Raw genomic sequence first — 26,307 nt, forward strand, 5'->3', positions numbered from 1 at the left:
CAGTCTGCCGGGGCGGCTCAGCCCCCTGACCGGCGGTTCTCCCAGACCGCGAACGCCGTCCAGCCCGCCGCGGCCGCGGCGGCGAGGATCCACAGCCAGCGCAGCGACTCCCCGGCGTTGGACAGCGCCAGGAGGACGGCGACGACCAGGACGGAGCCGGCCAGCGGCGGCATGCGCAGCAGGGCGGCGAAGGTGTCGGGGCCGGGGATCGCGATGAACACGACCGTCGCCGCGACGAGCAGCAGGGCGCAGAGGGCGGCGACGAACCCGGAGGTCACGCCCAGCTCGTCGGGCAGGGTCAGCGCGCCGACCGCGGTGAGCACCGCGCCGGCCCCCAGCCACAGCAGCAGGCGGATCCGCCGCCGCGACCAGCGCCGGGGGGACGGCTCGCCACCCGGGCCGGGGGGCCAGGCCACGGTTCAGCCGTTCTGCTCGTAGGCGGCGCGCAGGAGGGCGCCCACCTCGTCGTCGACGTCGTCCACCGTCGTGAGCGCGATCTTGTGGGTGGCCTGCCCGGGCGCCTTGGCCGGCTGCAGGCGGGCGCTGGCCGGCGGGTCGACGAAGCGCAGCCCCAGGTCGAGCCGGGACGACGTCGCCGCGGCCGCGGCCGCGAACTGGCGCCGGCGCACGAACGGCGTGTAGGTGCCGCGGCCCTCGAGGGCGACGTCGTCCCCGAGGCCCTCGGCGACCGCGCGGACGGCGTCGAACACCGGCCGCAGGCCGGCCTTGGCGCCGGACAACTGCGAGTCGACGTACTCCTCGACGGTGGGCCGCTGCCAGCCGGCCGCCCGCGCGGCGGCGTCGGCGATCGTCCACTGGCTGTTCTGCTTCACGCCGTGGACGTCCTTGAGCCACCGGCGGACGGCGTTCTGGTCGAGCGGGTCGACGCCGGACCCGCGGACCATCTCGACCCACTCGTCCAGCGTCCGTCCGGTGCGCTCGGCCATCGACTCGGTGACCGCGCTCATCATGTCGTCGGGACCCGGCATGCCCCGACGCTAGCCGCCGCGGACCGGCCGGCCGCCGCGAGGGTTGACGGCCTGCTGGGTTGAGACACTAAGATTCAGACGGGACCGTGCCGAAACTCTTGTGTTCGGTGCGGCACTCTCCGTATCGTCGTGCGCGGACGAGTCTCGGGGGAGCGCGCCATGGTCCTGTCGCACGAGTGGGACACATCCCGTCGGCTGGTGCGCGCGCCCAGCAGCCGCCGCCCCTGGTGGGTCTCGCACCCGGTTCCGGCGCCCCCGCCGCCGCTGGAGCTCGCGGCGGAGTCGGCCGCCGCGCGCATCGTGATCCAGGTGTCCGGCGAGATCGACGCCCTGACCGCCCCGCACCTGGAGGCCTTCGTCGCCGGCCGCTCGCTGGCCGGCTGCAGCGTGCTCGAGCTCGACCTCGCCGGCGTCCCCTCGATCGCCTCGGCCGGCCTCTCCGCGCTGCTCGGGCTGCGCCGGTGGTGCCAGCAGCGCGGCATCGACCTGCGGCTGCGCGGCGCCCAGCCCTCGGTGTGGCGGGTCTTCGAGCTGACCGGCCTGCACCGGGTGTTCCGCGAGGGCGACAGCCCGGCCGAGCCGGGCCCGACCCAGGAGCTCGCCCTCTTCTGACCCTGTAGGCGGCGTCCCGCAGTTCGGGGACTACGTTGGTGCGGTGACCCGCGTCCCGCGCCCGGTCGTCGGATACGCGCTCACCGTCCTCGCCGCGGTCCTCTTCTCCGTCAACGGCACCGTCTCGACGCTCGCGCTGCAGGCCGGCATCGCCGCGCCGCGGCTGACCGCGCTGCGCTGCACCGGCGCCGCGCTCGGCCTGCTCGCCGCCCTGGCGGTCGCCGCGCCCGGCCGGCTGCGGCTGGCCTGGCGCGACGTGCCGTTCCTCGCCGTCTTCGGCGTCGTCGGCGTCGCGCTGACCCAGTACCTCTACTACGTGGCGATCGGCCGGCTGCCGGTCGGCATCGCGCTGGTCTTCGAGATGACCGGGCCGGTGCTGATCGCGCTCTACGTGTGGCTGGTGCGGCACGAGAAGGTCCGGCGCCGGCTGTGGGTGGCCCTGCTGCTCTCGCTGTCAGGGCTGGTCTTCGTCGCGCAGGTCTGGCAGGGCGGCGGCTCGCTGGACCCGGTGGGGGTGGGCGCCGCGCTGGCCGCCGCGGTCTGCCTGGCCGCGTACTACCTGATGGGGGAGCGGGGCACCGTGAGCCGCGACCCGGTCGCGCTCACCTGCTGGAGCTTCGTGGCGGCCGCGGTGTTCTGGGCGGTCGCGGCGCCCTGGTGGCAGTTCGACGCGGCGGTGCTGGCCGAGCGCGTGCCCGTGTCCCTCGCTGCGCTGGAGCTGCCGCTGTGGGCGCTGGTGGGGTGGATCGTCGTCCTCGGGGCGATCGTGCCGTTCTGGCTGTCGATCGCCGCGCTCCGGCACCTCTCGCCGACCGCGGCCGGACTCGTGGCCACCATCGAGCCGGTGTTCGCGTCGGTCGTCGCCTGGCTGTGGCTGGGGCAGGTGCTCACCGGCTGGCAGGTGCTCGGCGGGGTCGTCGTCCTCGTCGGGATCCTGCTGGCCCAGACGGCGCGGACGGCGGCGCCCTCCCCGCTGCCCGAGACTCCGGCGCCCCTGAGCTCCTAGCGGCCGGGCTGCCCTCGCCGCATGAGAGGGCTCGGCCGGTCCGCGGCAGGCAGGGGGGCGTTGCTATCCCTCGGCGACGACGCGCTGGACGAGTTCCCGATCGCAGTTGCCGCCGGTCATGATCGCCGCCGCCACCGCACCGGCGGGGCGTGCGGCGTCCGCCAGCAGGCCCGCGAGCGCGATCGCGCCGGCCGGCTCGGGCATCTGGTGCGTGGTCTGCCACAGGATCCGCATGGCCCGCTCGGTCAGTGCGTCGCCGACCTGCACGAACCGGGCTGCTCCGCGGACCATCACCTCGACGGCGTCCTCGTCGGGTACGCGGGTGGCGACGCCGTCGACGAAGGTGTCGGCCTCGGGGGTGGTGACCGGGCGGCGGGCTCGGAAGGACAGGGCGTGTGCGGGGGCGCCCTCGGCACCGACAGCGACGACGTCGGTGCGGCGGTCGAGCAGGTCGCGGACGGCGATGTTCGCGCACAGCCCGGAGCCCTGGCCGACCGGTACGTAGACCACGTCGAGGTCGGGAGCCTGCTCGTGCAGTTCGGCGGCGTAGGTCGCGACGCCGGCGACCAGGTCGCGGTGGAACGACGGCACCATGTGCAACTCGTGCTCCTCGGCGAGCCGGACCGCGTGCTCGCGTGCCTCCTGGAAGTCGCGCCCGTGCACGATCAGCTCGGCGCCGAACCCCTCCATCGCGGCGTTCTTGTCCGGGCTGTTGCCCTCGGGCACCACGATCGTGACCGGGATGCCGTGCGCGCGTCCGGCGTAGGCCAGCGACTGGCCGTGGTTGCCGCGCGTGGCCGAGATCAGGCCGCGCACGGAGTCCTCGGCCTCGACCAGCCGGGACACGTAGACCAGGCCGCCGCGCACCTTGAACGCGCCGGTCGGAGTGGCGTTCTCCTGCTTGACCCAGGTCGGTGTGCCGGTGACCTTCTCCAGCAGCGGCCAGCGGTACGCCGGCGTCACCGGCACGTGGGGACGCACGATGCGCACGGCGGCGTCGAGGTCGGCGCGCGTGATCACCGGGCGAGCCTAGACACCTCCCACGGGCGCTTCCTGTCCCCGAGTGGGCCGCCTACGACGCCAGGGTGTCCTCGGCCGGCTGGTCCAGCTCTGCGAAGCGCGCCAGGGGGACGTCGAGGGCGCGGGCCAGCGCGGCGACGGTGAAGAACGCCGGCGTCGGCACCCGGCCGGTCTCGATCTTGCGCAGCGCCTCGAGGCTGACGCCCGACAGCGCGGAGACCTCGGCGGGCGGGCGATCGCCGCGCGCGGCACGGATCAGCGCCCCGAGTCGGCGTCCGCGCTCGCGTTCGGCAGCCGTCAGCGGTGGTCGCACCATGGGTGGGATATTAATACCGGGATAGGAATACCGGACGTCGGGAGGAGGAGCCGTGGTCGAGCTGCGGACGCCGGGTGAGATCGAGGCCATGCGGGCGGCCGGCGAGGTCGTCGCCCGGATGCTCGCTGCCGTGCGGGCTGCCGTCGCCCCCGGCGTGCGGCTGCGCGAGTTGGACGAGGTGGCTCGCGACGTCCTCGCGGACGCCCACGCGGGAGCCCCGTTCCTGCACTACCAGCCGCACCGCTCCATGCCGCCCTATCCGGGCGTCATCTGCACGTCGGTGAACGACGTCGCGCTGCACGGCATCCCGACCGGCCGGCGGCTCGCCGACGGCGACCTGCTCAGCGTCGACGCCGGCGCGAGCGTCGACGGGTGGGTGGGCGACGCGGCGATCTCGCTGACCGTCGGCCCTGCCCGCCCGGAGGACGCCGCGCTCGTCGCGACCACGGAGCGGGCCCTGCAGGCCGGCATCGCCGCGGCCGTGCCCGGTGGCCGGCTCGGGGACGTCTCCGCGGCCATCGGCGGTGTGGGCCGGGCCGCCGGGTGCGGCATCGACACGACCCACGGCGGGCACGGGGTCGGCCGGCGCATGCACGAGGAGCCGTCCGTGCCCAACGAGGGGCGCGCCGGGCGCGGACTGCCGCTGAAGCCGGGTCTGGTGATCGCGATCGAGCCCTGGTTCATGGCCGGCGGCGGCGACGTCAGCTGGATCGACGACGACGGCTGGAGCATCCGCACGGGCGACGGCAGCCGGGCGGCGCACGTCGAGCACACGGTCGCCGTCACCGCGGACGGCCCGCGGATCCTCACCGCGCCCGCGTGACCGCACCGGCCGCGGAGGGCTCAGCTGAGGACGGACTCGATCGCCGTCCGGACCTCGGCCGAGTCGGGCTGGGTCCGCGGCCGGAAGCGGGCGACCACGTCGCCGTCCGGCGCGACCAGGAACTTCTCGAAGTTCCACTGGACGTCGCCGGCCTCGCCCTGCGCGTCGGGCGCGGCGGTCAGCCGCTGGTAGACCGGGTGCGCGCCGTCGCCGTTGACCTCGATCTTCTCGGTCAGCGGGAAGGTGACGCCGTAGGTGGCCGAGCAGAACTCGGCGATCTCCTCGGCCGTGCCCGGCTCCTGGCCCATGAACTGGTTGCACGGGAAGCCCACGACGGTCAGCCCGCGCCCGGCGTACTCCTCGTGCAGCGCCTCGAGCTGCGTGTACTGCGGCGTCAGGCCGCACTTGCTCGCGACGTTGACCACCAGGGCGGCCCCGCCGCCGGTCAGCGTGCGCAGCGTGGTGTCCTCGCCCTGGAGGGTCCGCACCGGCAGGTCCAGAAGGTCGCTCATGCCCCGCCCAAGGCCGCGGGGCGGGTGTTCATTCCAGGCTGCTCACGTCGTCCGGCACGTCGACGGCGTGCTGGCGCAGCGCCTCGAGCGGCACGACCTCCAGCGCGCGGGCGTTGGTGGCGGCCAGGACGACGCCGGCGGCCACCCCGGCCTGGTAGGCCTGCAGCCAGCGGGCCGCGACCACGCACCACCGGTCCCCGGGCCGCAGCCCCGGGAAGGCGAACTCCGGCCGCGGCGTGGTGAGGTCGTTGCCCAGCTCGCGCTGCAGCTCGAGGAACTCCGCCGAGACCACCGTGCAGACGGTGTGACTGCCGAAGTCCTCCGGCCCGCTCGCGCACAGCCCGTCGCGGTAGAAGCCGGTCAGCGGTTCGGTGCCGCACGGCTGCAGCGGCCCGCCCAGGATGTTCGTCTGCTCCGGCTGGTCGGCGGACACGGGCGCTCCAGGAGGTCGGCGCGGGCACGGCGCCGTGGTCGAGGGGCTCACAGGATGGCATCGTGCGGTCGTGAGCGACACCCCCGAGGTGCTCTGGGCGCCGACCCCCGACTCCGCCCGCGCGACCCGCGTCGCCGCCTTCGCCCGCTGGGTGGGCGAGCGCCGCGGCCTGGATTTCGGCGACCCGCCGGACTACGACGCGCTGTGGCGCTGGTCGGTCGAGCACCTGGACCAGTTCTGGGCCGACGTCGCCGAGTGGACCGGCGTGCTGCCCGGCGTCCCGGACGACCGCGTGCTGACCCGCCGCGAGATGCCCGGCGCCGAGTGGTTCCCGGGGACGACGCTGAACTACGCCGAGCGGGCGCTGCAGTGGGGCGACGAGCACCCGGCGCTGGTCGTCGTCGCCGAGGACACCGAGCCGGTCGAGGTGTCGTGGTCGCAGCTGCGCGGGCAGGTCGGCGCGTTCGCCGCGACCCTGCGCCGGCTCGGCGTCCGGGCCGGCGACCGGGTGGCCGGCTACCTGCCCAACGTGCCGGAGGCGGTGGTCGCCTTCCTCGGCGCGGCCTCGATCGGCGCGGTGTGGTCCTCCTGCGCGCCCGACTTCGGCACCCGCGCCGTCCTCGACCGGTTCGCCCAGATCGAGCCCGTCGTCCTCGTCGCCGTCGACGGCTACCGGTTCAACGGCAAGGACTACGGCCGCCGCGACGTCGTCGCGCAGCTGCGGGAGGCCCTGCCCACCGTGCGGACGACGATCGCCGTCCCCCGGCTGTACCCGGACGAGGTGCCCGACGGCGCGCTGCCGTGGGCCGAGGCCGTCGCCGAGCCGCAGGAGCCGGTCTTCGAGCCGGTGCCGTTCGACCACCCGCTGTGGATCGTCTACTCCTCCGGCACCACGGGACTGCCGAAAGGGATCCTGCACGGGCACGGCGGCGTCGTCCTGGAGCAGGTGAAGTCCGGCGTCCTGCACATGGATCTCTCTCCCGGCGACCGGCTGTTCTGGTACAGCTCCACCGCCTGGATCATGTGGAACATCTCGACGTCGGCGCTGCTGTCCGGCGTCACCGTCGTCGTCTACGACGGCGCCCCGGCCTACCCGTCCACCGACGCGCAGTTCGCGCTCGCCGAGCGCACCGGCATGACCTACCTCGGCACGAGCGCCGGCTACCTGTCCGCCTGCGAGAAGGCCGGGATCCGCCCGGGGGACACGTACGACCTCTCGGCGCTGCGGGCCATCGGCTCGACCGGCTCGCCGCTGCCGTCGGCCGCGTTCCGCTGGGTCTACGACGCGGTGAAGCGCGACGTCCTGCTCGGCTCGCTGTCCGGCGGCACGGACGTCGCGAGCGGCTTCATCGGCACCTGCCCGCTGCTGCCGGTCACGGTCGGGGAACTGCAGCGGCCCAACCTCGGCGTCGCGGCCGCGTCCTGGGACGAGGAGGGCCGGCCGGTCGTCGGCGAGCTGGGCGAGCTGGTGATCACCGAGCCGATGCCGTCGATGCCGCTGTCCTTCTGGAACGACCCCGACGGCAGCCGCTACCGGGAGGCCTACTTCGAGCCGTGGCCGGGGGTCTGGCGGCACGGCGACTGGCTGGAGATCACCGACCGCGGCACGTGCCTGATCACCGGCCGGTCGGACTCCACGCTCAACCGCGGCGGCGTGCGCATGGGGACGGCGGACATCTACGCCGCCGTCGAGTCGATCCCCGCCGTCGTCGACTGCGTCGTCCTCGGCGTCGAGCTGCCGGACGGCGGCTACTGGATGCCGCTGTTCGTGCAGCTCGCGCCGGGGGAGGAGCTGACCGACGAGCTGGTCGGCGAGATCAAGCAGGCCATCCGGACGACGGCCAGCCCGCGGCACGTGCCCGACGAGGTGATCGCCGTCCCCGGGGTGCCGCACACCCGCACCGGCAAGCGGCTGGAGGTGCCGCTCAAGCGGCTCTTCCAGGGCGTGGACCCGGCGAAGGCGGTCAACCCCGGCGCGGTGGACGACGCCTCGCTGGTCGACACCTTCGTGCAGATGGCGAAGGAGCGCGGGTCATCTCCTCGTTGATCATCGGCATCTGGCTGCCCCCGCGGCGTGTCGGGCAGCCACCTGCCGATGATCATCGGCTCACAGCGGCCGCCGGGGGCACGTCGGCGAGGTCGGTGTAGACGGCGGCGCCGCGGGCCCGGGCCAGCGAGACCATCTCGTCGGAGCCGGCCGATGCGCCGGGCAGCCTCAGCACCGCGTCGCAGCGCGCGACCAGCCGGCGGCCCATCGGGTGGAAGACCTCGTCGAACGCGGCGTCCCCGACCCGGGTGGACCCGGCGAGCCCGGCCAGCGGCAGGGCCAGGTCCTCGCCGTTGACGGCCAGGTGGCCGGCCCTGAACAGCGCCAGGCAGGCCTCCTGGATGCGGCGGTGGTTGGCCGCGATCTTCTCCGGGTCGTCGCCGGTGCCGCTCCGGTAGGGGCCGGCGACCAGGATCATCAGGCTCATGCGCAGGTGACCTCCACGTCCGCTGCTTCCAGGGCGGCGAGGCTGTCCTGCGCCGCGGGGGTGAGGCGGGGGTCGCGGGCGCTGGCGTCGGTGACCAGGCGCTCCACCGCGCCGAGCTCGGCGACCCGCGCGAAGGCCCGCACGCCGAGCTTCGAGGCGTCGGCGACGACCAGGGTGCCCGCCGCCTGCCGCAGGCCGGCCTGCTTGACGGCCGCGTCGTCCAGGGTGAACTCGGACCAGCCGCCCGGGGTGATCCCGCCGATCGACATCACGAACACGTCGAAACTCAGCGACCCCAGCACCGCCGCGGTGACCGGACCGGCCAGGCTGCGCTCGCCCGGCCGCACCTCACCGCCGACGACGAGGAGCCGGATCCCCGGCTGGTCGGCCAGCGCCTCGGCGACCGGCAGGCTCAGCGCGGCCACGGTGAGCGGGGCACGGTCGACCAGCGCACGGGCGACGTGGACCGTCGTCGTGCCGGCGTCGAGCAGCACGGTCGAGCCCGGCTCGACGAGCGCGGCCGCCGCCCGCCCGATCCGGTCCTTGAGCCCCGCCTGCCAGCCGGCACGCGCGGCGAACCCGTTCTCCGGCTTCTCGATCGCGGTCGCCCCGCCGCGGATGCGCCGCACCAGGCCGCGGCGCTGCAGTTCATCGAGGTCGCGGCGGACGGTCATCTCGCTCACGCCCAGCCGGCCGGCCAGGTCGCCCAGCGTCGTCGTCCCGGCGTTGCGCACCAGCCGCAGCGTGACGTCCAGTCGCTGCGCCACGGCCACGGCGCGATTCTCACAGACTGTTGATAGATCTGTGAAGAACGCGTCATCCGATGGCGTCGATCACGATTCCGGGTGAGCCGGCTCCGCCCGGGGAACCGGCGGAGGCGATCACGTCTTCAGCGAGGAGGACGAGGCCATGACCTCGACGGACCAGAGGACCTCCACGGACGAGACCTGGCAGCCGCAACCGCCGGTCCTGCTGCCGCCGTGGCACACGCCCGAGCGCGAGAAGCTGCAGGAGCAGGCCCGCCGGTTCGCGATGGACGAGGTGCTGCCGGTCGCCAACGAGCTCGACCCGCGGAAGGGCGAGATCCCGGCGTCCTTGCTGGCCCGGCTGGCCGAGCTCGGCTACTTCGGCCTCACCGTGCCGGCCGAGCACGGGGGCCTCGGGCTCGGGGTCTTCGAGTACTGCATGGTCAGCGAGGAGCTCGCCCGCGCCTGGATGAGCACCGCCAGCATCCTGGCCCGCTCGCAGGGCCTGGGGACGGCGGTGGCCGACGACGCGCGCCGCACCGAGCTGCTGGCCCGCAGCGCCCGCGGCGAGTGGATCGGGGCGATCGCGCTGTCCGAACCCGACGCCGGCTCCGACCTGGCCGGCGTCTCCACCCGCGCCGTCCTCGACGGCGACGAGTGGGTGGTCACCGGGCGCAAGCGCTGGTGCGGCAACGCCAAGGCGGCCGACTTCATCCAGGTGCTCGTGCGGGAGCGCGACCTGGAGCCGGGGGAGTCCCGCTCGAAGGGCCTGGTGAACCTGCTGCTGGAGAAGGAGCGCGGCCAGTTCCCCGAGGGGCTGACCGGCTATCCGATCGACAAGGTCGGCTACCACGGCTTCCTCACCTGGGACCTGACCTTCGACGGCGTGCGCATCCCCAAGGACAACGTCATCGACGAGGCCAATGCCGCGAAGGACGAGGCCAGCGACGAGGAGGGGGAGGCGGCCAAGCGGGCCGGCTTCGCCGAGGCGCAGAAGTTCCTCAACACCGCGCGCGTGCACACCGCGGCCCGCGCCGTCGGCCTGGCCCGCGCGGCGCTGGAGGACTCGATCCTGTACCTGCAGGAGCGCGAGCAGTTCGGCCACCCGATCGGCGACTTCCAGGCGCTGCGCTTCGCCGTCGCCGAGATGGCCGCCCAGATCGAGCAGTCCCGCGCTTTCTACCGGCAGGTCGCCCACCTGCTCGATCTCGGGATGCCGTGCGAGCGGGAGGCCTCGATGGTCAAGCTCGAGGCGACCGAGATGGCGGTGAGGGTGACCAACCAGGCGATGCAGCTGCACGGCGGCAACGGCTACACCACGGAGCGGCAGGTCGAGCGGCACTGGCGGGACGCCCGGCTGACCACGATCTTCGAGGGCACCAGCGAGATCCAGAAGCGGATCATCAGCGACCGCCTGCTGCCCCGCAGCCCGCTGTCGTGAGCGGAGGAGATCCGTGCGCGTCACCCGCACGGATCTCCTCCGTTAGCGTCGGCGCGTGCGGTGGGGGCTGATCGGCGCCAGCGACATCGCCGCGGGGTCGATCATCCCCGGCATCCGCGCTCAGGCCGGCAGCCGCGTCGTCGCCGTCCACAGCCGGTCGGCGGAGCGCGGCGCCGCCTACGCCCGGGCGCACGGGATCGACCGCGCCTACGACACGCTGCCCGCGCTGCTGGCCGATCCCGAGGTGGACGCCGTCTACGTCAGCACGACCAACGACCGGCACGCCGAGGAGGCGATCGCCGCCGCGGCGGCCGGCCGGCACGTCCTGTGCGAGAAGCCGCTGGCCCTGAGCCTGGCCGACGCCCGCGCCATGGTCGACGCCGCCGACCGCGCCGGAGTGGTGCTCGCGACCAACCACGGCCGGCGCAACGACCCCGCGCTGCACGCCGCCCGGGACGTCGTCCAGGCCGGCGTCCTCGGCACCCCGCTCGCCGCCCGGACCGCCACCGCCGTCCTGCTGCCGGAGCAGCTGCGCCGCTGGCGGCTGCGCGGGGAGGCGGGCGGCGGCGTGGCCCTCGACCTGCTGGTCCACGACGCGGACACGCTGCGGTTCGTCCTGGCCGACGACGTCGTCGCCGTCCAGGCCGGTGCCCAACCGGCCGGCGGCGCGGCGGAGACCCGTCTGGCCGGGGTGCTGACGACGGCGGCCGGCCTGCTGGCCACGTTCCTCTGCTCCTTCGACACCCCGCACGGCGACAGCACGCTGGAGGTGTTCGGGTCGGAGGCCGCGCTGCGCGCCTGGCGGCAGCCCGGCCGGCCCTCGGGGCTGATCCTGCGGACCCCGTCCGGGGAGGAGCCGGTGGCGCTCCCGGAGGCACCGCCCGTCGGGGTCGCCACGATCGCCGCCTTCGAGGCGGCGGTCCGCGGCGAGGGCCGTCCCACCGCCACCGGGGAGGACGGCGTGGCCTCGCTCGCCGTGGCCCTCGCGGCCCTGGAGTCCGCGCGGTCGGGCGCGCGGGTTCCGGTCGAGCGGGGCTAGGACCGGCCCACCGGCTGCGCCCGGACGGCGAGCGCGCGGTCGACCGCCTCGGCCGACAGCACCTCCTCGAGGGCGGAGCGCGCCGCCCCGACCACGCCCGCGCGGTCCCCGAGGCTGCTGGCGACCACCCGCAGCCCGCGCGCCGCCTGCGGCTGGGTGCGCTGGTAGAGCCGCTCCCGGACGGCGCCGACGAAGTGGTCCTGCACCAGCGCCAGGTCGCCGCCGAGCGCCAGGATGCGTGGGTTGAGCAGGCTCACCGCCGTCGCCAGGACGTCGCCGATCATCAGGCCGGCCTCGCGCACGAGCCGGGTGGCCTCGGCGTGGCCGGTGAGCGCCAACTGGACCACCGACCGGCTGTCCGGCGCGTCCACGCCCAGCTCGCGGAGCCGGCGGGCCAGCGCCCGCCCGCTCGCCGACGCCGCCAGGCACCCGCGGGCCCCGCAGACGCACAGCGGGCCGTCCTCGGCGCTGGTGATCCGGACGTGCCCGATGTCGCCCTCGCCGCTGTCCGCGCCGCGCAGCACGGCGCCGTCGACCACCATGCCGGCACCGATGCCGGTCGCGACCTTCACGAACAGCAGCGGCGAGGCGGCCGGCCACTCGGTGTGGAACTCGCCGAAGGCCATGGCGTTGGCGTCGTTGTCCACCACGCAGGTCACCTCGAACTGCCGCTCGAGGTGGTCGCGGATGGGGTAGTCCTGCCAGCCCGGCATGACGGCGGTGTGCTGCACCACCCGCCCGGTGGCCACGTCGACCGGCCCGGGCACGCTCACGCCGATGCCGAGGATCCGGCTCGGGTCCACCCCGGCGTCGGCCAGCATCTCGCCCCAGCGCTGCTCCATCCACTTCAGCACCGGATCGGGCCCGTCGGCCAGCCGCAGGTCGTCGTGGAAGGTCTCCGCCAGCGGCTGCCCGGCCAGGTCGCAGACGGCCACGGTCGCGTGCGCGGCGCCGAGGTCGGCGGCGAGCACCACGCCGCCGGAGCCGTCGAGGCTGAGCACCTGCGCCGGGCGGCCCCGGACCGACGCCTCCCGCCCGGACTCGCGCAGGTACCCGGCCTCGACCAGCAGGTCGACGCGGGCGGCGACGGTGGAGCGCGACAGCCCGGTGAGCTCGATCAGGTCCCCGCGGGTGCGGGCCCGCCCGCGGCGGATCAGATCGAGCAGCTGCCCGGCGCGCTCGCCCAGTTCGTCACCCCTTCTCCGCCCCGGCGGTCAGGCCGCCGGTGAGCAGACGCTCACTGGCGAAGAATAGGACCACGATCGGCAGCGTCAGGATCACCGAGCCGGCCATGAGCACCGTGGTCGGGATCTCGATGCTGCCGGCCAGCTGGGACAGCCCCAGCGAGACCGTCCAGCGAGGCCGATTCTCGACCAGGAACAGCAGCGCGAACAGGAACTCGTTCCACGCGATCATGAAGACGAAGAGCGCGTTGGACAGGATCGCCGGCATGGCCAGCGGGATCGTGATCTTCCTCATGATCGTGAACCGGCTGGCGCCGTCCACGGCCGCCGCTTCCTCGATGCTGGCCGGCACGGTCTGGAAGTAGTTCCGGAGCGTGTAGATGGCGACCGCCACCGTCTGGGACACGTAGACCAGCACCAGCGCGCCCAGGTTGCCGCGCAGCCCGATGCGGGTGAAGAAAACGAACAGCGGCACGGCCAGCAGGATCGCGGGGAAGAGGTAGACCGCGAGGAACAGCACGCTGACCTTGCGCCGCCCGGGGAACTGCAGCCGGGCGATCGCGTACGCGCCGAGGATGGCGAAGGCGAGCGTGACCGCGACCGTGCCCAGCGCGATCAGCCCGCTGTTGGCCATGAACTGCAGGAACCCCTGCCCGCCGGAGTCGGTGGACGCCAGCACGTCGCGGTAGGTGCTGGCCGTGAGCTCCGAGAGCGCCGGCCACAGCCGGTCGGGGTTCTGCACGAGCGCGCTCAGGTCCCGGAAGGAGAGCAGCGCCATGTAGTAGAAGGGGAAGAGCGTGAACAGCATCAGCCCCACGATCACGACCCACCGCAGGACGCCGAACACGCGCGTCTCGACCCGGTAGCGCGACCAGGTCCGCCCCTCCGGCGGGCGCGTCGGTCGGTCGGCGGAGGCGGTGGCCGAGTCGGCCGGGACCGTCGCGACGCCGGCCATCACGCCACCTCGTCCTTGGCCGCGAACCGGTAGTAGACGGTGACCAGCACCATCAGGATCACGGCCAGGACCAGCGCCTGCGCCGACGCGGCCCCGATGTCGCCGCGGCTGACCAGGTAGTCGAACACCCGCACGCTGATCACCTCGGTGCCGGCGCCGCCGCCGGTCAGCAGGTAGATGTCGTCGAAGTTGTTGAACGTCCAGATGAAGCGCAGCAGCGCCAGCACCGCGATCGTCGGCAGCAGCTGGGGCCAGACGACGTGGCGGAACACCTGCGTCGGCGTCGCGCCGTCGACCCGGGCGGCCTCCTCCAGCGTGACCGGTGCCGCCTGCAGGCGGGCGGTCAGGAAGAGGAAGGCGAACGGGAACGAGCGCCACATCTCGAAGACGATGACCGTGAGCAGCGCCCACGGCCGCTCGGACAGGAACGCGATCGGCTCGTCCCAGCCGAGCAGGCCCGTGCCGAGTTCGTTCACGATGCCGAACTGCGGGTTGAGCATGACGCCCCACACGAACGTGGCGGCCACGACCGGTGCCACGTAGGGCAACAGCATCGACGCCCGGACGAACGTGCGTCCCTTGAACGGACGGCGCAGCGCGAGCGCCGCGACCAGCCCCAGCCCGATCGCCGCCGCCGTCCCCCCGCACGCGTAGATCAACGTGGTGGTCAGCGCGGTCCAGAACCCGGGGGAGGTGAACACGTCGACGAAGTTGTCGACCGTGTAGTCGCCGAACAGCCCCGCGGTGCGCAGCCGGATGAGCCGCAGGTCCTGGAAGGCGAGCAGCACCGTCCACAGGATCGGCAGCACCACGAGCACCAGGACGAGGACGACGGTCGGCGAGATCAGCGCCAGCCCGAACCGCGACTCCCGCCACTGGTGGCCCCCCCGGAACCGGCTGCCCCGCGGGCGGTCGCCGGACGGTGCCCCCACGGGCACGACCGGGCCGCCGGCCAGCCCGCTGTCGCTACCGGTCATCTGTCGCCTCAGTCCAGTGAGTCGGCGATCTCCTGCAGGGCGTCGGCCGCCTGTTGAGCCGCCTCCTCCGGGCTGACCTCGTCCCCGGTCATCGCCGCGATCGCCTGCGGCACCGGGAGCTCCCCGAGGGCGGCCCCGACCAGGGCGCCCTGCCCCTGGGGGATGCCCCACGGCGAGATGGTGTCCGGGCTGGACTTCAGGGCGTCGAGGACGTCGGCCGAGTAGAAGTCGGCCAGCGGGGCCTTGGTGTCCACGCCCGCGGGGAGCGTGGACCACGCGTCGATGTAGCGGGTCGGCTCGTCGGCGGTGCCCTGGCGGGTCGGCACCTTGCCCTCCGGCGAGAAGCCGATCCAGTCCTCGTACCCGTCCGACATCATGTAGGTGACGAACTGCTGGGCGGCGTCGGCCTGGGCGTCGGCGGTCACGGCCCAGGAGACGACCTCGCCGAACTGCGCGCCCTCGTCGCCGTCCGGGCCGGCGATCGCGGTCACCACGCCGCTGTTCTTGGCCAGGAACGCCGGGTCCGCCCCGCACTCCGGGCAGGTCGGCAGGGCGTCGTTCCGCAGGCCGGCCATCTCGTCGAGGATGAACGACGACCAGACCACCATGGCCGCCTGCCCCGCGAAGTAGGCGGCGCGGGTCGTGTCGACGTCCTGTGCGCCCGACACCGAGTACTGGGTGATCAGCTGGTTGTAGAAGTCGAATGCGGCCACGCACTGGTCGCTGGCGATCGTGATCTCGCCGTCGTCGTTCACCATCTGGCAGCCGTTGCCCAGGGCGATGTGCTCGAACGTCTGCTCGGTGAAGGCGTCGTTGGGCACCGTGGCCCCGGTGAAGCCGGCCACCTCCGGGCTGTCCAGCGCCTGCGCCGCGGCCAGGATGGCGTCGTAGGTGTCGGGTGCGGCCAGCCCCGCGGCGTCGAAGAGGTCCTTGCGGTAGACCAGCAGCTGGGCCCACCCGTCGCTGGGCACGGCCAGCTGCGTGTCGCCGTCACGGGTGAGCTCGAGCGCCCGCTCGGAGAAGGTGTCGGCGCCCAGCTCGTCGACCACCGCGGCGGCGGTGTCCGAGTCGATGAGCTCGTTGGCCGCCAGCGCCTGCACGCCCGACAGCGGCAGGGCACCCACGACGTCGGGCAGCTCGCCGGCGGCGGCCGACGAGGTGAGCAGCTGGTTGAACTGGTTCTCGTCGATGGCGACCAGGTCGACGTCGATGCCGCTCTCCTTGGTGAACTCCGCGGCGATCTGCTCCTGGGCGGCGACCCGGTCGGGGAGGTTCTCCAGCGTCCAGACGACGAGCGCGCCGTCGCCGTCCCCGCCGCCGCCCCCGCCGGAGTCGTCCGATCCGCAGGCCGCGATCAGTGTCGACGCGCCGATCACCGCCACCGCCGCCCGGACCCGTCGCTGCAACGCGCTCATCAGGCATCTCCTCGGAGTCGGCCGCTCCTTTGCCGCGTTCCGGAACAGTAGCGGCCCACCGCTGGGGTTGCCGGTCACAGTTGGGTTATGTCGGTACGCGGCCCATTTATGTCTGTCAACTCGGCGTAAAGTGGTGGTCGAACCGGCCGATATGACTCCCATGCGGCGGAACCGACGAGAAAGAAGCTCGATCGTGAGCGCTCCGGTCGCGGCGACCGTGCTGCCGGCCCCGACCCCGTCCCACGGCACGACAGGAGTGCTCCTGCGCCCGGCCCCCGTGGCCGCGCCGCCGGCCCCGCCTCCCGTGGCGGTCAGTTTCACGGGGCCGCGCAGCGTGGCCCTGGTGGCGGAGGCCGTGCCCGTCCTCGCGCCCGGGACCGTGCGGGTGCGCACGCTCTACTCCGGCATCTCGTCCGGTACGGAGATGACCGCCTACCGCGGCTCCAACGTCTACCTGACCAAGCAGTGGGACCCGGCGCAGCGGCTGTTCACCGCCGGCGGCCGCAGCTTCGACTACCCGGTCACCGGCTGGGGCTACAGCGAGGTCGGCGAGGTGGTCGAGGTCGCCGACGCCGAGGCCGCTGCCTCGGGGCTGCGGGTCGGTGACGTCGTCTACGGCATCTGGGGCCACCGCAGCGAGGCCGTGCTGCCCGCGCAGGCGCTGGCCGGCCGGCAGATCCCGCCGGGGACCGATCCGGTGGTCGGGGTGTTCGCGCGGGTGGGCGCCATCGCGCTCAACGCCGTCCTGGCCGCCGACCTGCACCTGGGCGAGACGGTGGTCATCTTCGGCCAGGGCGTGATCGGGCTGCTCGCCACCCGCCTGGCGGCGCTGTCCGGCGCGCGCGTGATCGCCGTCGACACCCTCGCCCCCCGCCGGGAGCTGGCCCTCCGGCTCGGCGCGACGCTGGCCCTGGACGCGGCCGACGACACCGTCACGGTCGCCGAGGCCGTGCGGCGGGTCGCGCTCGAGGGCGCCGACGTCACCATCGAGCTCAGCGGCTCCTACCGGGCGCTGCACGAGGCGGTGCGGTCCACCGCCCCCGGCGGCCGGGTCGTCGCGGCCGGCTTCTACCAGGGCGAGGGCGCCGGGCTGCACCTCGGCGAGGAGTTCCACCACAACCGCATCCAGATCGTCGCCTCCCAGATCGGCGGCGTGCCGGCCGGGCTGGCCGGCCGGTGGACGCCCGAGCGGCTGCACCGGGTGTTCATGGGCCTGGTCCTCGACGGCCAGGTCGACGTGGCGCGGCTGATCTCCCACGTGGTGCCGTGCGACGACGTCGTCGAGGCCTACCGCCTCCTCGACGAGGACCCGGCCGCGACGCTCGAGATGGTGCTGGACTTCCGGTCCGTCCAGCGCGAGGACGATGCCGAGGAGCGTGCGTCGTGAGGCTGGCCGTCCAGGAACAGGTGCTCCCCGGGAGCACGATGCAGGCCAAGTGGGAGACCGCGCTGGCCTGGGGCTTCGACGGGATCGAGCTGCGCGGGCAGGGCGGCCACGCCCTCCGCGAGCGGCTGCCCGAGCTGCGCGCCGCGCAGCGCGACGGCGTCGTCCTGCCCACAGTCTGCGTGGAGATGGACCACTTCATCGGCGACTTCGACGCCGACCGGCGGGCCGACGCGGTGGCGAACATGGCCAGCCAGCTCGAGGTGATCGGGGAGCTCGGCGGGGTCGGCGCGATGACCCCGGCGTCGTGGGGCATGTTCTCCCGGCGGCTGCCTCCCTTCACCCCGCCCCGGTCCGCCGAGGAGGACCGCGAGGTGCTGCTCGACGCGCTGCACCGGCTGGGCGGGGTCGCCGAGCGGGCCGGCACCCTGCTGCTGCTCGAGCCGCTGAACCGCTACGAGGACCACATGGTCAACACGCTGGCGCAGGCGGCCGAGCTGGGCGAGGCGACGGGCCTGCAGAGCGTGGCCGTCGGTGCCGACACCTATCACATGAACATCGAGGAGGCCGACCCGCTGGCGGCGCTGCGCGGCATCGCCGACCGGCTCGGTCACGTGCAGCTCTCCGACAGCAACCGCCTGGAGCCCGGGGCCGGGCACCTGGACTGGGCGGCGCTGCTGCGGTGCCTCGACGCGATCGGCTACGACGGCTGGCTGGCCTTCGAGTGCCGCCTCTCGGGTGACGCCGCCCGCGTGCTGCCCCGGGCCACGGCGATGCTCCGGGCGCTGCCGGTGCGGAGGGCCGCGGCATGAGCACCACCGACGTCTCGCTCGACTGGCCGGGCTTCGCCCCGGAGGGGGTGGAGAGCGGTCTCTCCGGCGCCGAGCTGGCCGCACGCGCCGCCTACGCGCTGCGCGCCAACAGCGCCGGGTCGATGACCCGCGCCGCCCCGCACCTCTACCCGCACCAGTGGAGCTGGGACGCCGCGTTCGTCTCGGTCGGGATCGCCCACCTGGACCCCCGCCGGGCGTGCGAGGAGCTGGACCACCTGTTCAGCGGGCAGTGGCGCACCGGCATGCTGCCGCACATCGTCTTCGACCCCGACGAACCCGACTACTTCCCCGGCCCGGACCGGTGGGGCTGCGCCGAGGCCACCGACGACGCGCCCGACGCCCCCCGCACCAGCGGCATCTGCCAGCCGCCGGTGCACGCCCTCGCGGTGGAGCGCATCGTCGCCATCGCCGGGAGCCACGGGCCCGCCGCGGCGGCTGCCGTGCGGGAGTGGCTGCCCGGGGCCTACCGCCGGCTGCTGGCCTGGCACCGTTACCTCGCCGGCGCGCGTGACCCGGAGGGCACCGGGCTCCTGACCGTGTACCACGGCTGGGAGGGCGGGATGGACAACTCCCCGCGGTGGGACGGGCCGTACTCCCGGGTCGTCGTCCCGGCGGACCTGCCGCCGTACCAGCGGCGGGACACCCGGATCGTCACCGACACCCGCCAGCGGCCGACCCAGCTCGAGTACGACCGCTACCTGACCAGCGTCGAGGAGCTGAAGCGGGCCGGCTACGACGACGTCCGCATCCGCGCGACCGCCAGCTACCTGACCACCGACGTCTTCATGTCGGCGATCTTCGCGGCGGCAAGCGCGGCGCTGGCCCGGATCGCCCGGGCGCTCGGCGCGGACGAGGTCGCCGAGCTCGAGGAGCACGCCGAGCGCTTCCGGGCCGGCGTGGCCGGGACCGTCGACGCCGACCTCCGCCTGGCGCTGGACACCGACCTGCGCACCGGCGAGCCGCTGCGCGTGGAGACGGTGGCCGGGTTCGCGCCGCTGCTCTGCGGCGGCCTGGACGAGGCGGCGGAGCGGGCGATGGTGGCGCTGCTGCGCTCGGAGCGCTGGACCGCCCACCCCGCTCTGCGGCACGCCGTCCTGCCGACCACGAGCCCGGCGTCCCCGGACTTCCGGGAACGGGCGTACTGGCGGGGCCCCAGCTGGCCGGTGATCAACTGGCTGTTCGTCTGGATGCTGGAGCAGCGTGGCCGGGCCGACCTGGCAGCGCCGCTGCGCCGGGCGTCGCTGGACCAGCTCGCCGAGGGCTCGCTCGCCGAGTACTACGAGCCGCTCACCGGCGAGCCGCTGGGCAGCGCCAACCAGTCCTGGACCGCCGCGGCCGCGCTGGACCTGCTGCTGACCTGATGTGGAGGAGATCCGTGCGCGTCACGCGCACGGATCTCCTCCGCATCAGAAGGTGTGGTGCACCGCCTCGACGTTGTTGCCGTCGGGGTCGCGGAAGAAGACGTCGTAGTAGCCCGGGTGGTACTCCGGCCAGATCCGCGGCTCGTGCAGGATCTCCGCGCCGGCGTCCTTCGCCAGCGCGAACACCTCGTCGACCGCCTCGCGGGACGGCGCGCGCAGCGCCAGGTGCACCGGCCGGGTGCCGGTGTCCACCAGCCCGCCCAGCCAGAGGCGCGGGAACCCGTCCGGACCGCAGAGGCCGACAACCTCGCCGTCCGGACTGCCGTGGCGCATGGCCTCCCGGACGCCGAGCGGGGCGAACACGCGGACGTAGAAGGCGGCCGCCGCGTCGACGTCGGCGACCTGCAGCGAGAGGTGGTCGATCACGGGCGCCGACCGTAGCGGGCCGAGCGCTCCGGCGGAGCCGCTGCTTGGATGGGCATCGCGCCGGGACCGCCCCGGGAGCAGGAGGGAGCACCGTGGCCGAGCTGACCCGACCGGACGTCGACCCGCCCACCGGCCCGGCTCCGGCCGACCTCGTGATCGAGGACCTGGTCGTCGGCGACGGCCCGGAGGCGACCGCGGGGAGCCTGGTGAGCGCCCACTACGTCGGCGTCACCCACGACGGCGGCGAGCAGTTCGACGCCTCCTGGGACCGCGGGGACCCGCTGGAGTTCCGGCTCGGCGTCGGCATGGTCATCCAGGGCTGGGACGAGGGCATCACCGGCATGAAGGTGGGCGGCCGCCGGCGGCTGACCATCCCCGCGCACAAGGCCTACGGCGACCGCGGCGCCGGCGGCGTCATCAAGCCGGGCGCGACCCTCGTCTTCGTGGTGGACCTCGTCGGCGTGCGCTGACCGGGGTTGCGCGCGGCAACGGCTGGGCACCGCAGGCCGCATGAGCCGCGCGGGGTCGCCGTCCGAGCAGTCCGTCGTCACGCCCGGACCGCCGGCCCCGCCGGTGCCCGGCGACGTCGGCAGCCCGGAGCACGGCTCGGGAGGCGAGAGCACCGGCACCGTGATCCTCGCCGGCGTGGCGAACCTCGGCATCGCGATCGCCAAGCTGGTCGGCGGCCTGATCAGCCACTCCTCGGCGATGCTGTCCGAGGCGGCGCACTCGGTCGCGGACACCATCACCGAGGTCCTGCTGTTCATCGCGCTCAAGCGGGGCAACAAGCCGGCCGACGACAAGCACCCCTTCGGCTACGGCCGGGAGACCTACTTCTGGGCCTTCATCGCCTCGCTGGCCACCTTCGTGCTCGGCGCCGGCTTCTCGGTCTGGCAGGGCGTGACGACGATCATCGAGGGCGAGGAGCAGGGCTCCCCGCTCATCTCGTACATCGTCCTCGGCGTCTCGTTCCTGCTGGAGGGGGCGTCGTGGCTCAAGGCCGTGCGCCAGGTCCGGGGCGCGGCCCGCAAGTGGCGGGTCAGCCCCGGCCGCTACCTGTCCCAGACCACCGACACGACGGTCAAGGCCGTCACCTTCGAGGACAGCGCGGCGCTGGTCGGGCTGGTGCTGGCCGCGGTGGGCCTGTTCCTCGAGCACCTCACCGGCGATCCGGTGTGGGACGGCGTCGCGGCCATCACGATCGGCGTGCTGCTGCTGGCGGTGGCCTACGCGCTCGCCCGGGCCAACGTCTCGCTGCTGATCGGGCAGGCGGCGTCCGGGCGGATCGAGGAGGAGCTGCGGGCGGAGATCGCCGCCCTGCCGCACGTGGACGACGTCCCGTTCCTCATCACCTCGGTCATCGGCCCCGGTCAGCTCGTCGTCGCCGCCAAGGTCGACTTCGCCGACGACGCCACCGCCGACGACATCGAGCAGGCCGCCGACGAGGCCGAGCGCCGGCTGGTCGCCCGCCACGACGGCGTCCGCTACGTCTTCCTCGACCCGACGACCTCGGACGGGCGCGCCCAGGTCCAGGCGCACCGGCCCGACCCGGAATGACGACAGGTGGTTGAACGTTCACCGGTCATGCAGATCGAGGTGTGGTCCGACGTCGTGTGCCCCTGGTGCTACATCGGCAAGCGGCGCCTGGAGACCGCCCTGGAGCGGTTCCCGCACCGCGACCAGGTCGAGGTCGTCTGGCGCTCGTTCCAGCTGGACCCGACGATCCCCGAGGGGAAGACCTTCCCGACGCTGCCGGCCCTCGCCGAGAAGTACGGCCGCTCGGTCGACGAGATGCGCGCCATGCAGTCCCGCGTCGAGGAGATGGCCGCCGGTGAGGGCCTGCGCTACGACCTGGCCCACGGCACCAGCGGCAACACGCTGCTCGCGCACGAGCTCCTCCACCTGGCCGCCGAGCAGGGCAAGGGCGGCGAGATGAAGGAGCGGCTGCTGCACGCGCACTTCGAGGAGGGCCGGACGGTCTTCTCCGTCGACGACCTCGTGCCGCTCGCCGTCGAGGTCGGCCTGGACGAGGCGGCGGTCCGCGAGGCGCTGGCCGACCGCCGCTACCTGCCCGCCGTCCGGCAGGACGCCGCGACGGCGCAGGCGCTCGGTGCGACCGGCGTGCCGTTCTTCGTCGTCGACCGCAGGTACGGCGCCGCGGGTGCGCAGCCGGCCGAGCTGCTGCTGCAGGTGCTCGAGCGCGCCTGGGCCGATGCCCACCCGCTGGTCACCGTCCCCGACGCCGACGGCTGCGAAGGCGACAACTGCGCGGTCTGAGGCGCACGACGGAGGCCGCCCTCCCCGCGTAGGGGAGGGCGGCCTCGTCGTCACTGGACGGCCGGGCCGCCCTGCTCGGTGCCGGAGAGACGCTTCAGGAACTCGTGGCAGCGCTTGGCGCGCGCCGAGTCCTGCTCCATGACCTCGCGGAAGAAGCCCGCGATGTCGTCGAGTCCGGCGTTCTCGGCGTCCCGGACGTACTGGCCGTAGTCGTGCCCGGCCTTGAGCGAGTGGTACTGCACCGAGATCAGGTCGTAGGTGACGTCCTCGAAACCAGTCTCACCGGTGGCCATCGGCTACCCCTCGTGGATGAAGGCGGCGTTGCGGACGGGCCCGGGGTTTCCCCCGACTCGGCAGGTGAAACGGACCGGCCCGTCACGATCCCGGGAACGCGCCCCCGGCGACGTCCCCGCCGCCGGCGTCGTCCGCCTCGGTCCCGCCCGCCTCCAGTTCGTCCTCGCCCGTGGCGACCGCGTCGTCCTCCGTGGAGGCGAGGTCCTGGCCCTCGGCGACGGCGCCGGGGTCGGCCTGCAGCGTGCGGGGGTCGTTGAGCGGATCCGGGACGTCGGGATCGGTGACGGTCATGTCCGCCGCATTCCCTGGTCCCTCCGTGGTCAACCCCTGGCAGACGCGTAACCGATGTGTTACGCATTCTCCGTGCAGGCGCTGGCGGCCATCGCGGACCCGACTCGACGGGAGCTCCTCGCGCTCCTGTCCGCAGGGGAGATCGCCGCGGGTGACCTGGCCGGCCGGTTCCCGGTGAGCCGTCCGGCGATCAGCCGCCACCTGCGCGTGCTGCGCGAGGCAGGCCTCGTCCGTGCCCGCACGGAGGGACGGCGTCGGTTCTACGCGCTCGATCCGGGACCGCTGCGCGAGCTGGACGCCTGGCTGGAGCCCTACCGGGACCTGTGGGCGCAGCGGCTGGACGCCCTGGACACCGAGATCGCCCGCGGCCGGCGGGCTCGACGGAGCGGAGACAGTGCATGACCGGCAGCCCCGACGACCGCCGTGGCGTCGTCACCCCCGAGCCCGACGGCCGCCGGCGGCTGGTGTTCCGCCGCTCCTGGCCCGACCCCATCGAGGACGTCTGGGCCGCGCTCACCGAGCCCGACCGGACCACCCGCTGGATCGGCCGCTACGCCGGCCCCCACGGGCCCGGCGCCCAGGGGACGTTCACGATGACCCACGAGGCCGAGCCGTTCGAGTCGCCGCTGACCATCGTCGAGTGCGATCCGCCGCGACGCCTCGTCCTCCAGTGGACCGAGCCGATGCACTGGCGTGTCGAGCTGGACCTGACGGAGGAGGACGGGCGCACCGTGCTCGTGTTCACCCAGGTCCTGAGCACCGCCGAGGGCCTCGGCGACATCGCGACCGGCTGGCACTGGTACCTGGACCAGCTCGACGCCGAGCTGACCGGTGGGCCCAAGCCGGCGGAGTGGGACGTTTTCCTCGCCGAGGTCGGCCCGGGCTACGCCCCCGACCGCGCCTGATGCCCCAGCACCGCCATCGCCGCGGCCAGTCCCAGGCCGCCGGCGACGAGCGGTGTCTCCACGGGATCCCAGCCTGACGGGCGGAGCCGGTGCCGGTCGGCGCGCTCCAGCAGGATGCCGGGCACCATCGCCGCGCCCAGGGCGCCCAGCGTCCGCCGCGCGCCGTCGCTCGGTCCCCGTGCCAGCCGCGCGGTCGCCCACGCCTGGGCGACCAGCATCGGCGTCGGTGCGCTGAACGCGCTGCCGAGCCACAGCGCGTCGCGGGCGACGCGGTCCGGCCGGCCCCGCATCAGGAAGAAGTCGTACACGACCCTCCGCCGCACGGCCACGACGGCGCCGAGCAGCCCGACGGCCAGCTGGGCGGCGGAGACGACGACGAGCAGCCGGCGCGGCGTCATGGCCGCACGCTAGTTCCTGTGGCCCCCGTTCAGGGCCCCGCCCTGAGCCTGCGCAGGGTGGCGGGAACGGGGGACGTCACGAGACGTGCTGAACGCCGCTGTTCGCCAGGGTCTTCCGACCCGGGGACAAGACGTCCTATACGTAACATCTCTCACGGTTACAGAGCCGCTACGCCCTTGTAGCCTTCCGTGATCCGGATCTCCGTCGCGCTGCGTCGCGTCGTCGTCGGAGAGCCAGTTCCGTGCCGGGGGAGACCCCAGCCCCGCCGTACCCAGATGGATGGAGACGCCGTGACTTCAGTGGCCACCCCCGGCCTCGACAACGCACCCACCACGCATGCCCGGCTGCTGGCGTGGGTGCGGGAGATGGCCGAGCTGACCACGCCCGATCAGGTCGTGTGGGTCGACGGCAGCGAGGAGGAGTACGAGCGGCTCACGCAGCACCTGGTCGACGCCGGCACCTTCCGCCGGCTCGAGAAGAAGCCCAACTCGTTCTGGGCCGCGTCCGACCCGAGCGACGTGGCGCGGGTCGAGGACCGCACGTTCATCTGCTCGGTCGACGAGGCCGACGCCGGTCCCACCAACAACTGGATGGACCCGGACGAGATGAAGTCGATCATGACCGAGCTGTACCGCGGCAGCATGCGGGGCCGGACCATGTACGTCATCCCGTTCTGCATGGGTCCGGTCGAGGCCGAGAACCCGATGTTCGGCGTCGAGCTCACCGACTCGGAGTACGTCGTCGTCTCGATGCGCGTGATGGCGCGGATCGGCAGCCGGATCCTCGAGGCGATGGGGGACGACGCGGACTTCGTCCCGGCCATGCACTCCCTCGGCGCCCCGCTCGAGCCGGGTCAGCAGGACGTGCCGTGGCCGTGCAGCTCGACGAAGTACATCACCCACTTCCCGGAGGAGCGGACCATCTGGTCCTACGGCTCCGGGTACGGCGGCAACGCGCTGCTGGGCAAGAAGTGCTACTCGCTGCGGATCGCCTCGGTCATGGCGCGCGACGAGGGGTGGCTCGCCGAGCACATGCTGATCCTCAAGCTGACCAGCCCGCAGCAGAAGACGTACTACATCGCGGCCGCCTTCCCCAGCGCCTGCGGCAAGACCAACCTGGCGATGCTCGAGCCGACCGTCCCCGGCTGGAAGGTCGAGACCCTCGGCGACGACATCGCCTGGATGCGCTTCGGCGAGGACGGCCGGCTCTACGCGCTCAACCCCGAGTACGGGCTGTTCGGCGTCGCCCCGGGCACCGGCTGGGACACCAACCCCAACGCGATGCGCACGATCGAGCAGGGCAACTCGGTGTTCACCAACGTCGCCCTCACCGACGACGGCGACATGTGGTGGGAGGGCATGACCGACGAGCCGCCGGCCCACCTCACCGACTGGAAGGGCCGGGACTGGACGCCGGAGGGCGACGAGCCCTCCAGCCACCCGAACAGCCGCTTCTGCACCCCGATCACGCAGTGCCCGATCCTCGCGCCCGAGTACGACGACCCGAAGGGCGTGCCGATCTCGGCGATCCTCTTCGGCGGCCGTCGCAAGACCACGATCCCGCTGGTCACCGAGGCGCGGGACTGGAACCACGGCGTGTTCATGGGCGCGACGCTGTCGTCGGAGACCACCGCCGCCGCGACCGGCGCGGTCGGCGTCGTCCGCCGCGACCCGTTCGCGATGCTGCCGTTCATCGGCTACAACGCCGGCGACTACTTCCGGCACTGGGTGGAGACCGGCAAGGCGCACGACGCGGCCAAGCTGCCGCGCATCTTCTACGTCAACTGGTTCCGCCGGGACGACGACGGCAGCTTCCTGTGGCCGGGCTTCGGCGAGAACAGCCGCGTGCTCAAGTGGGTCATCGAGCGCATCGAGGGCACCGCGGCCGCCGAGGAGACCGCGATCGGCCACGTCCCGACCTCGGCGTCCCTCGACGTCTCCGGCCTGGACCTGACCGCCGAGCAGGTCGACAAGGCCCTCGCCGTGGACAAGGACGAGTGGCGGGCCGAGATCCCGCAGATCACCGAGTGGTTCGAGAGGTTCGGCGACAAGCTGCCCAGCACCATGTGGGACGAGCTGGAGATCCTCAAGCACCGCCTCGGCTGAGCGAGGACGTCCGGGGCCCGGGACCGCGCGGCGGTTCCGGGCCCCGGACGTGTCCGGCAGTCCCACCCGTACCTGCCGGCGCGGGCCGCC

At 73.7% G+C, this 26,307-nt stretch carries 31 protein-coding genes and 1 pseudogene; 15 read left to right on the top strand and 17 right to left on the bottom strand.

The annotated features are described in order from the left end of the window. Positions 1–17 precede the first annotated feature (17 nt). Together ACWIYF_RS02015 and ACWIYF_RS02020 are read right to left on the bottom strand one after the other, a co-directional pair. Positions 18–416: a hypothetical protein gene (locus tag ACWIYF_RS02015; protein WP_448626448.1), complete on the bottom strand. Its 399-nt coding sequence runs from the start codon at positions 414–416 to the stop codon at positions 18–20. Positions 417–419: 3 nt separating this feature from the next. Continuing rightward, positions 420–989, bottom strand: coding sequence for a DUF5655 domain-containing protein (locus tag ACWIYF_RS02020; RefSeq protein ID WP_448626449.1), 570 nt, complete (start codon positions 987–989; stop codon positions 420–422). Positions 990–1,148: 159 nt separating this feature from the next. Between ACWIYF_RS02020 and ACWIYF_RS02025 the strand changes: the two genes are divergently transcribed. Continuing rightward, the gene (locus ACWIYF_RS02025; RefSeq protein WP_448626450.1) at positions 1,149–1,601 is read left to right on the top strand and encodes an STAS domain-containing protein; all 453 of its coding nucleotides are present in this window, start codon (positions 1,149–1,151) and stop codon (positions 1,599–1,601) included. 43 nt (positions 1,602–1,644) lie between these two features. Further along, positions 1,645–2,607, top strand: coding sequence for an EamA family transporter (locus ACWIYF_RS02030; RefSeq protein WP_448626451.1), 963 nt, complete (start codon positions 1,645–1,647; stop codon positions 2,605–2,607). 63 nt (positions 2,608–2,670) lie between these two features. On the opposite strand, the gene ACWIYF_RS02035 is transcribed toward ACWIYF_RS02030, so the two are convergent. After that, positions 2,671–3,627, bottom strand: a complete 957-nt coding sequence (locus ACWIYF_RS02035) for a threonine dehydratase (protein ID WP_448626452.1) — start codon at positions 3,625–3,627, stop codon at positions 2,671–2,673. A 52-nt stretch (positions 3,628–3,679) separates the two neighbouring features. Further along, positions 3,680–3,943, bottom strand: a complete 264-nt coding sequence (locus tag ACWIYF_RS02040) for a helix-turn-helix domain-containing protein (protein WP_448626453.1) — start codon at positions 3,941–3,943, stop codon at positions 3,680–3,682. Between the two features lie 52 nt (positions 3,944–3,995). On the opposite strand from ACWIYF_RS02040, the gene map reads away from it, so the two are divergent. Then, positions 3,996–4,766 (top strand): type I methionyl aminopeptidase, encoded by a 771-nt coding sequence (map, locus tag ACWIYF_RS02045; RefSeq protein ID WP_448626454.1) that lies wholly within the window; start codon positions 3,996–3,998, stop codon positions 4,764–4,766. A 20-nt stretch (positions 4,767–4,786) separates the two neighbouring features. Here map and ACWIYF_RS02050 read toward each other — a convergent pair whose 3' ends face one another. Then, entirely contained in the window at positions 4,787–5,278 is a 492-nt protein-coding gene (locus tag ACWIYF_RS02050) for a glutathione peroxidase (RefSeq protein WP_448626455.1), read from the bottom strand. A gap of 28 nt (positions 5,279–5,306) precedes the next feature. Further along, on the bottom strand, positions 5,307–5,711 hold the full coding sequence (locus tag ACWIYF_RS02055) for a DUF2237 family protein (protein ID WP_448626456.1): 405 nt from the start codon (positions 5,709–5,711) through the stop codon (positions 5,307–5,309). Between the two features lie 70 nt (positions 5,712–5,781). On the opposite strand from ACWIYF_RS02055, the gene ACWIYF_RS02060 reads away from it, so the two are divergent. Continuing rightward, positions 5,782–7,758 (top strand): acetoacetate--CoA ligase, encoded by a 1,977-nt coding sequence (locus ACWIYF_RS02060; protein ID WP_448626457.1) that lies wholly within the window; start codon positions 5,782–5,784, stop codon positions 7,756–7,758. Between the two features lie 52 nt (positions 7,759–7,810). Here ACWIYF_RS02060 and ACWIYF_RS02065 read toward each other — a convergent pair whose 3' ends face one another. Further along, positions 7,811–8,185 (bottom strand): DUF4406 domain-containing protein, encoded by a 375-nt coding sequence (locus tag ACWIYF_RS02065; protein WP_448626458.1) that lies wholly within the window; start codon positions 8,183–8,185, stop codon positions 7,811–7,813. Next, the gene (locus ACWIYF_RS02070) at positions 8,182–8,958 is read right to left on the bottom strand and encodes a DeoR/GlpR family DNA-binding transcription regulator (RefSeq protein ID WP_448626459.1); all 777 of its coding nucleotides are present in this window, start codon (positions 8,956–8,958) and stop codon (positions 8,182–8,184) included. Before ACWIYF_RS02070 ends, ACWIYF_RS02065 begins: the two co-directional genes overlap by 4 nt. Positions 8,959–9,094: 136 nt before the next feature. Between ACWIYF_RS02070 and ACWIYF_RS02075 the strand changes: the two genes are divergently transcribed. Then, positions 9,095–10,372 (top strand): acyl-CoA dehydrogenase family protein, encoded by a 1,278-nt coding sequence (locus tag ACWIYF_RS02075; protein WP_448626460.1) that lies wholly within the window; start codon positions 9,095–9,097, stop codon positions 10,370–10,372. Positions 10,373–10,427: 55 nt separating this feature from the next. Continuing rightward, the gene (locus tag ACWIYF_RS02080; RefSeq protein ID WP_448626461.1) at positions 10,428–11,411 is read left to right on the top strand and encodes a Gfo/Idh/MocA family protein; all 984 of its coding nucleotides are present in this window, start codon (positions 10,428–10,430) and stop codon (positions 11,409–11,411) included. On the opposite strand, the gene ACWIYF_RS02085 is transcribed toward ACWIYF_RS02080, so the two are convergent. From ACWIYF_RS02085 to ACWIYF_RS02105, 5 genes and pseudogenes are all read right to left on the bottom strand, one after another. Continuing rightward, the gene (locus ACWIYF_RS02085) at positions 11,408–12,412 is read right to left on the bottom strand and encodes an ROK family protein (RefSeq protein WP_448626462.1); all 1,005 of its coding nucleotides are present in this window, start codon (positions 12,410–12,412) and stop codon (positions 11,408–11,410) included. The genes ACWIYF_RS02080 and ACWIYF_RS02085 overlap by 4 nt on opposite strands. Before the next feature lie 51 nt (positions 12,413–12,463). After that, positions 12,464–12,598 (bottom strand): annotated as a pseudogene (locus ACWIYF_RS02090) (helix-turn-helix domain-containing protein); the annotation flags it as partial. 4 nt (positions 12,599–12,602) lie between these two features. Next, positions 12,603–13,550 carry a carbohydrate ABC transporter permease gene (locus tag ACWIYF_RS02095; RefSeq protein ID WP_448626463.1) on the bottom strand — a complete coding sequence of 316 codons (948 nt, stop codon included), beginning with the start codon at positions 13,548–13,550 and terminating at the stop codon, positions 12,603–12,605. Then, positions 13,550–14,527 (bottom strand): carbohydrate ABC transporter permease, encoded by a 978-nt coding sequence (locus ACWIYF_RS02100; protein WP_448626464.1) that lies wholly within the window; start codon positions 14,525–14,527, stop codon positions 13,550–13,552. Before ACWIYF_RS02100 ends, ACWIYF_RS02095 begins: the two co-directional genes overlap by 1 nt. Before the next feature lie 8 nt (positions 14,528–14,535). Further along, positions 14,536–15,942 (bottom strand): ABC transporter substrate-binding protein, encoded by a 1,407-nt coding sequence (locus tag ACWIYF_RS02105; protein WP_448626465.1) that lies wholly within the window; start codon positions 15,940–15,942, stop codon positions 14,536–14,538. A 193-nt stretch (positions 15,943–16,135) separates the two neighbouring features. On the opposite strand from ACWIYF_RS02105, the gene ACWIYF_RS02110 reads away from it, so the two are divergent. Genes ACWIYF_RS02110 through ggh form a run of 3 tightly spaced genes read left to right on the top strand, consistent with a single transcriptional unit; the run spans position 16,136 to position 19,520 of the window. Then, entirely contained in the window at positions 16,136–17,329 is a 1,194-nt protein-coding gene (locus ACWIYF_RS02110) for a zinc-dependent alcohol dehydrogenase (protein ID WP_448626466.1), read from the top strand. After that, positions 17,326–18,138 carry a TIM barrel protein gene (locus tag ACWIYF_RS02115; protein ID WP_448626467.1) on the top strand — a complete coding sequence of 271 codons (813 nt, stop codon included), beginning with the start codon at positions 17,326–17,328 and terminating at the stop codon, positions 18,136–18,138. The genes ACWIYF_RS02110 and ACWIYF_RS02115 overlap by 4 nt, the downstream gene beginning before the upstream one ends. After that, complete coding sequence (gene ggh / locus ACWIYF_RS02120) at positions 18,135–19,520, top strand: glucosylglycerate hydrolase (RefSeq protein WP_448626468.1); 1,386 nt, start codon at positions 18,135–18,137, stop codon at positions 19,518–19,520. The genes ACWIYF_RS02115 and ggh overlap by 4 nt, the downstream gene beginning before the upstream one ends. Before the next feature lie 45 nt (positions 19,521–19,565). On the opposite strand, the gene ACWIYF_RS02125 is transcribed toward ggh, so the two are convergent. After that, positions 19,566–19,946, bottom strand: coding sequence for a VOC family protein (locus tag ACWIYF_RS02125; RefSeq protein ID WP_448626469.1), 381 nt, complete (start codon positions 19,944–19,946; stop codon positions 19,566–19,568). Between the two features lie 92 nt (positions 19,947–20,038). Here ACWIYF_RS02125 and ACWIYF_RS02130 point away from each other — a divergent pair, with 92 nt between their 5' ends. From ACWIYF_RS02130 to ACWIYF_RS02140, 3 genes are read left to right on the top strand one after another with little or no spacing between them, the layout of a single operon-like run. Further along, complete coding sequence (locus ACWIYF_RS02130) at positions 20,039–20,416, top strand: FKBP-type peptidyl-prolyl cis-trans isomerase (RefSeq protein ID WP_448626470.1); 378 nt, start codon at positions 20,039–20,041, stop codon at positions 20,414–20,416. 40 nt (positions 20,417–20,456) lie between these two features. Beyond that, complete coding sequence (locus ACWIYF_RS02135; protein WP_448626471.1) at positions 20,457–21,503, top strand: cation diffusion facilitator family transporter; 1,047 nt, start codon at positions 20,457–20,459, stop codon at positions 21,501–21,503. 27 nt (positions 21,504–21,530) lie between these two features. Next, positions 21,531–22,223, top strand: a complete 693-nt coding sequence (locus tag ACWIYF_RS02140; RefSeq protein WP_448626472.1) for a DsbA family oxidoreductase — start codon at positions 21,531–21,533, stop codon at positions 22,221–22,223. A 50-nt stretch (positions 22,224–22,273) separates the two neighbouring features. Here ACWIYF_RS02140 and ACWIYF_RS02145 read toward each other — a convergent pair whose 3' ends face one another. Together ACWIYF_RS02145 and ACWIYF_RS02150 are read right to left on the bottom strand one after the other, a co-directional pair. Next, positions 22,274–22,516, bottom strand: coding sequence for an acyl carrier protein (locus ACWIYF_RS02145; protein WP_448626473.1), 243 nt, complete (start codon positions 22,514–22,516; stop codon positions 22,274–22,276). Between the two features lie 82 nt (positions 22,517–22,598). Then, the gene (locus ACWIYF_RS02150) at positions 22,599–22,808 is read right to left on the bottom strand and encodes a hypothetical protein (RefSeq protein ID WP_448626474.1); all 210 of its coding nucleotides are present in this window, start codon (positions 22,806–22,808) and stop codon (positions 22,599–22,601) included. Between the two features lie 54 nt (positions 22,809–22,862). Here ACWIYF_RS02150 and ACWIYF_RS02155 point away from each other — a divergent pair, with 54 nt between their 5' ends. Together ACWIYF_RS02155 and ACWIYF_RS02160 are read left to right on the top strand one after the other, a co-directional pair. Then, on the top strand, positions 22,863–23,210 hold the full coding sequence (locus ACWIYF_RS02155) for an ArsR/SmtB family transcription factor (RefSeq protein ID WP_448626475.1): 348 nt from the start codon (positions 22,863–22,865) through the stop codon (positions 23,208–23,210). Next, a complete protein-coding gene (locus tag ACWIYF_RS02160) occupies positions 23,207–23,713 on the top strand; it encodes an SRPBCC family protein (RefSeq protein ID WP_448626476.1) in 507 nt (168 codons plus the stop codon). Before ACWIYF_RS02155 ends, ACWIYF_RS02160 begins: the two co-directional genes overlap by 4 nt. Here the strand turns inward: ACWIYF_RS02160 and ACWIYF_RS02165 are convergent. Then, the gene (locus tag ACWIYF_RS02165) at positions 23,692–24,111 is read right to left on the bottom strand and encodes a hypothetical protein (RefSeq protein WP_448626477.1); all 420 of its coding nucleotides are present in this window, start codon (positions 24,109–24,111) and stop codon (positions 23,692–23,694) included. The genes ACWIYF_RS02160 and ACWIYF_RS02165 overlap by 22 nt on opposite strands. 291 nt (positions 24,112–24,402) lie before the next feature. On the opposite strand from ACWIYF_RS02165, the gene ACWIYF_RS02170 reads away from it, so the two are divergent. Continuing rightward, complete coding sequence (locus ACWIYF_RS02170; RefSeq protein ID WP_448626478.1) at positions 24,403–26,217, top strand: phosphoenolpyruvate carboxykinase (GTP); 1,815 nt, start codon at positions 24,403–24,405, stop codon at positions 26,215–26,217. Positions 26,218–26,307 lie beyond the last annotated feature (90 nt).

The organism is Geodermatophilus sp. URMC 64 (assembly GCF_053502555.1).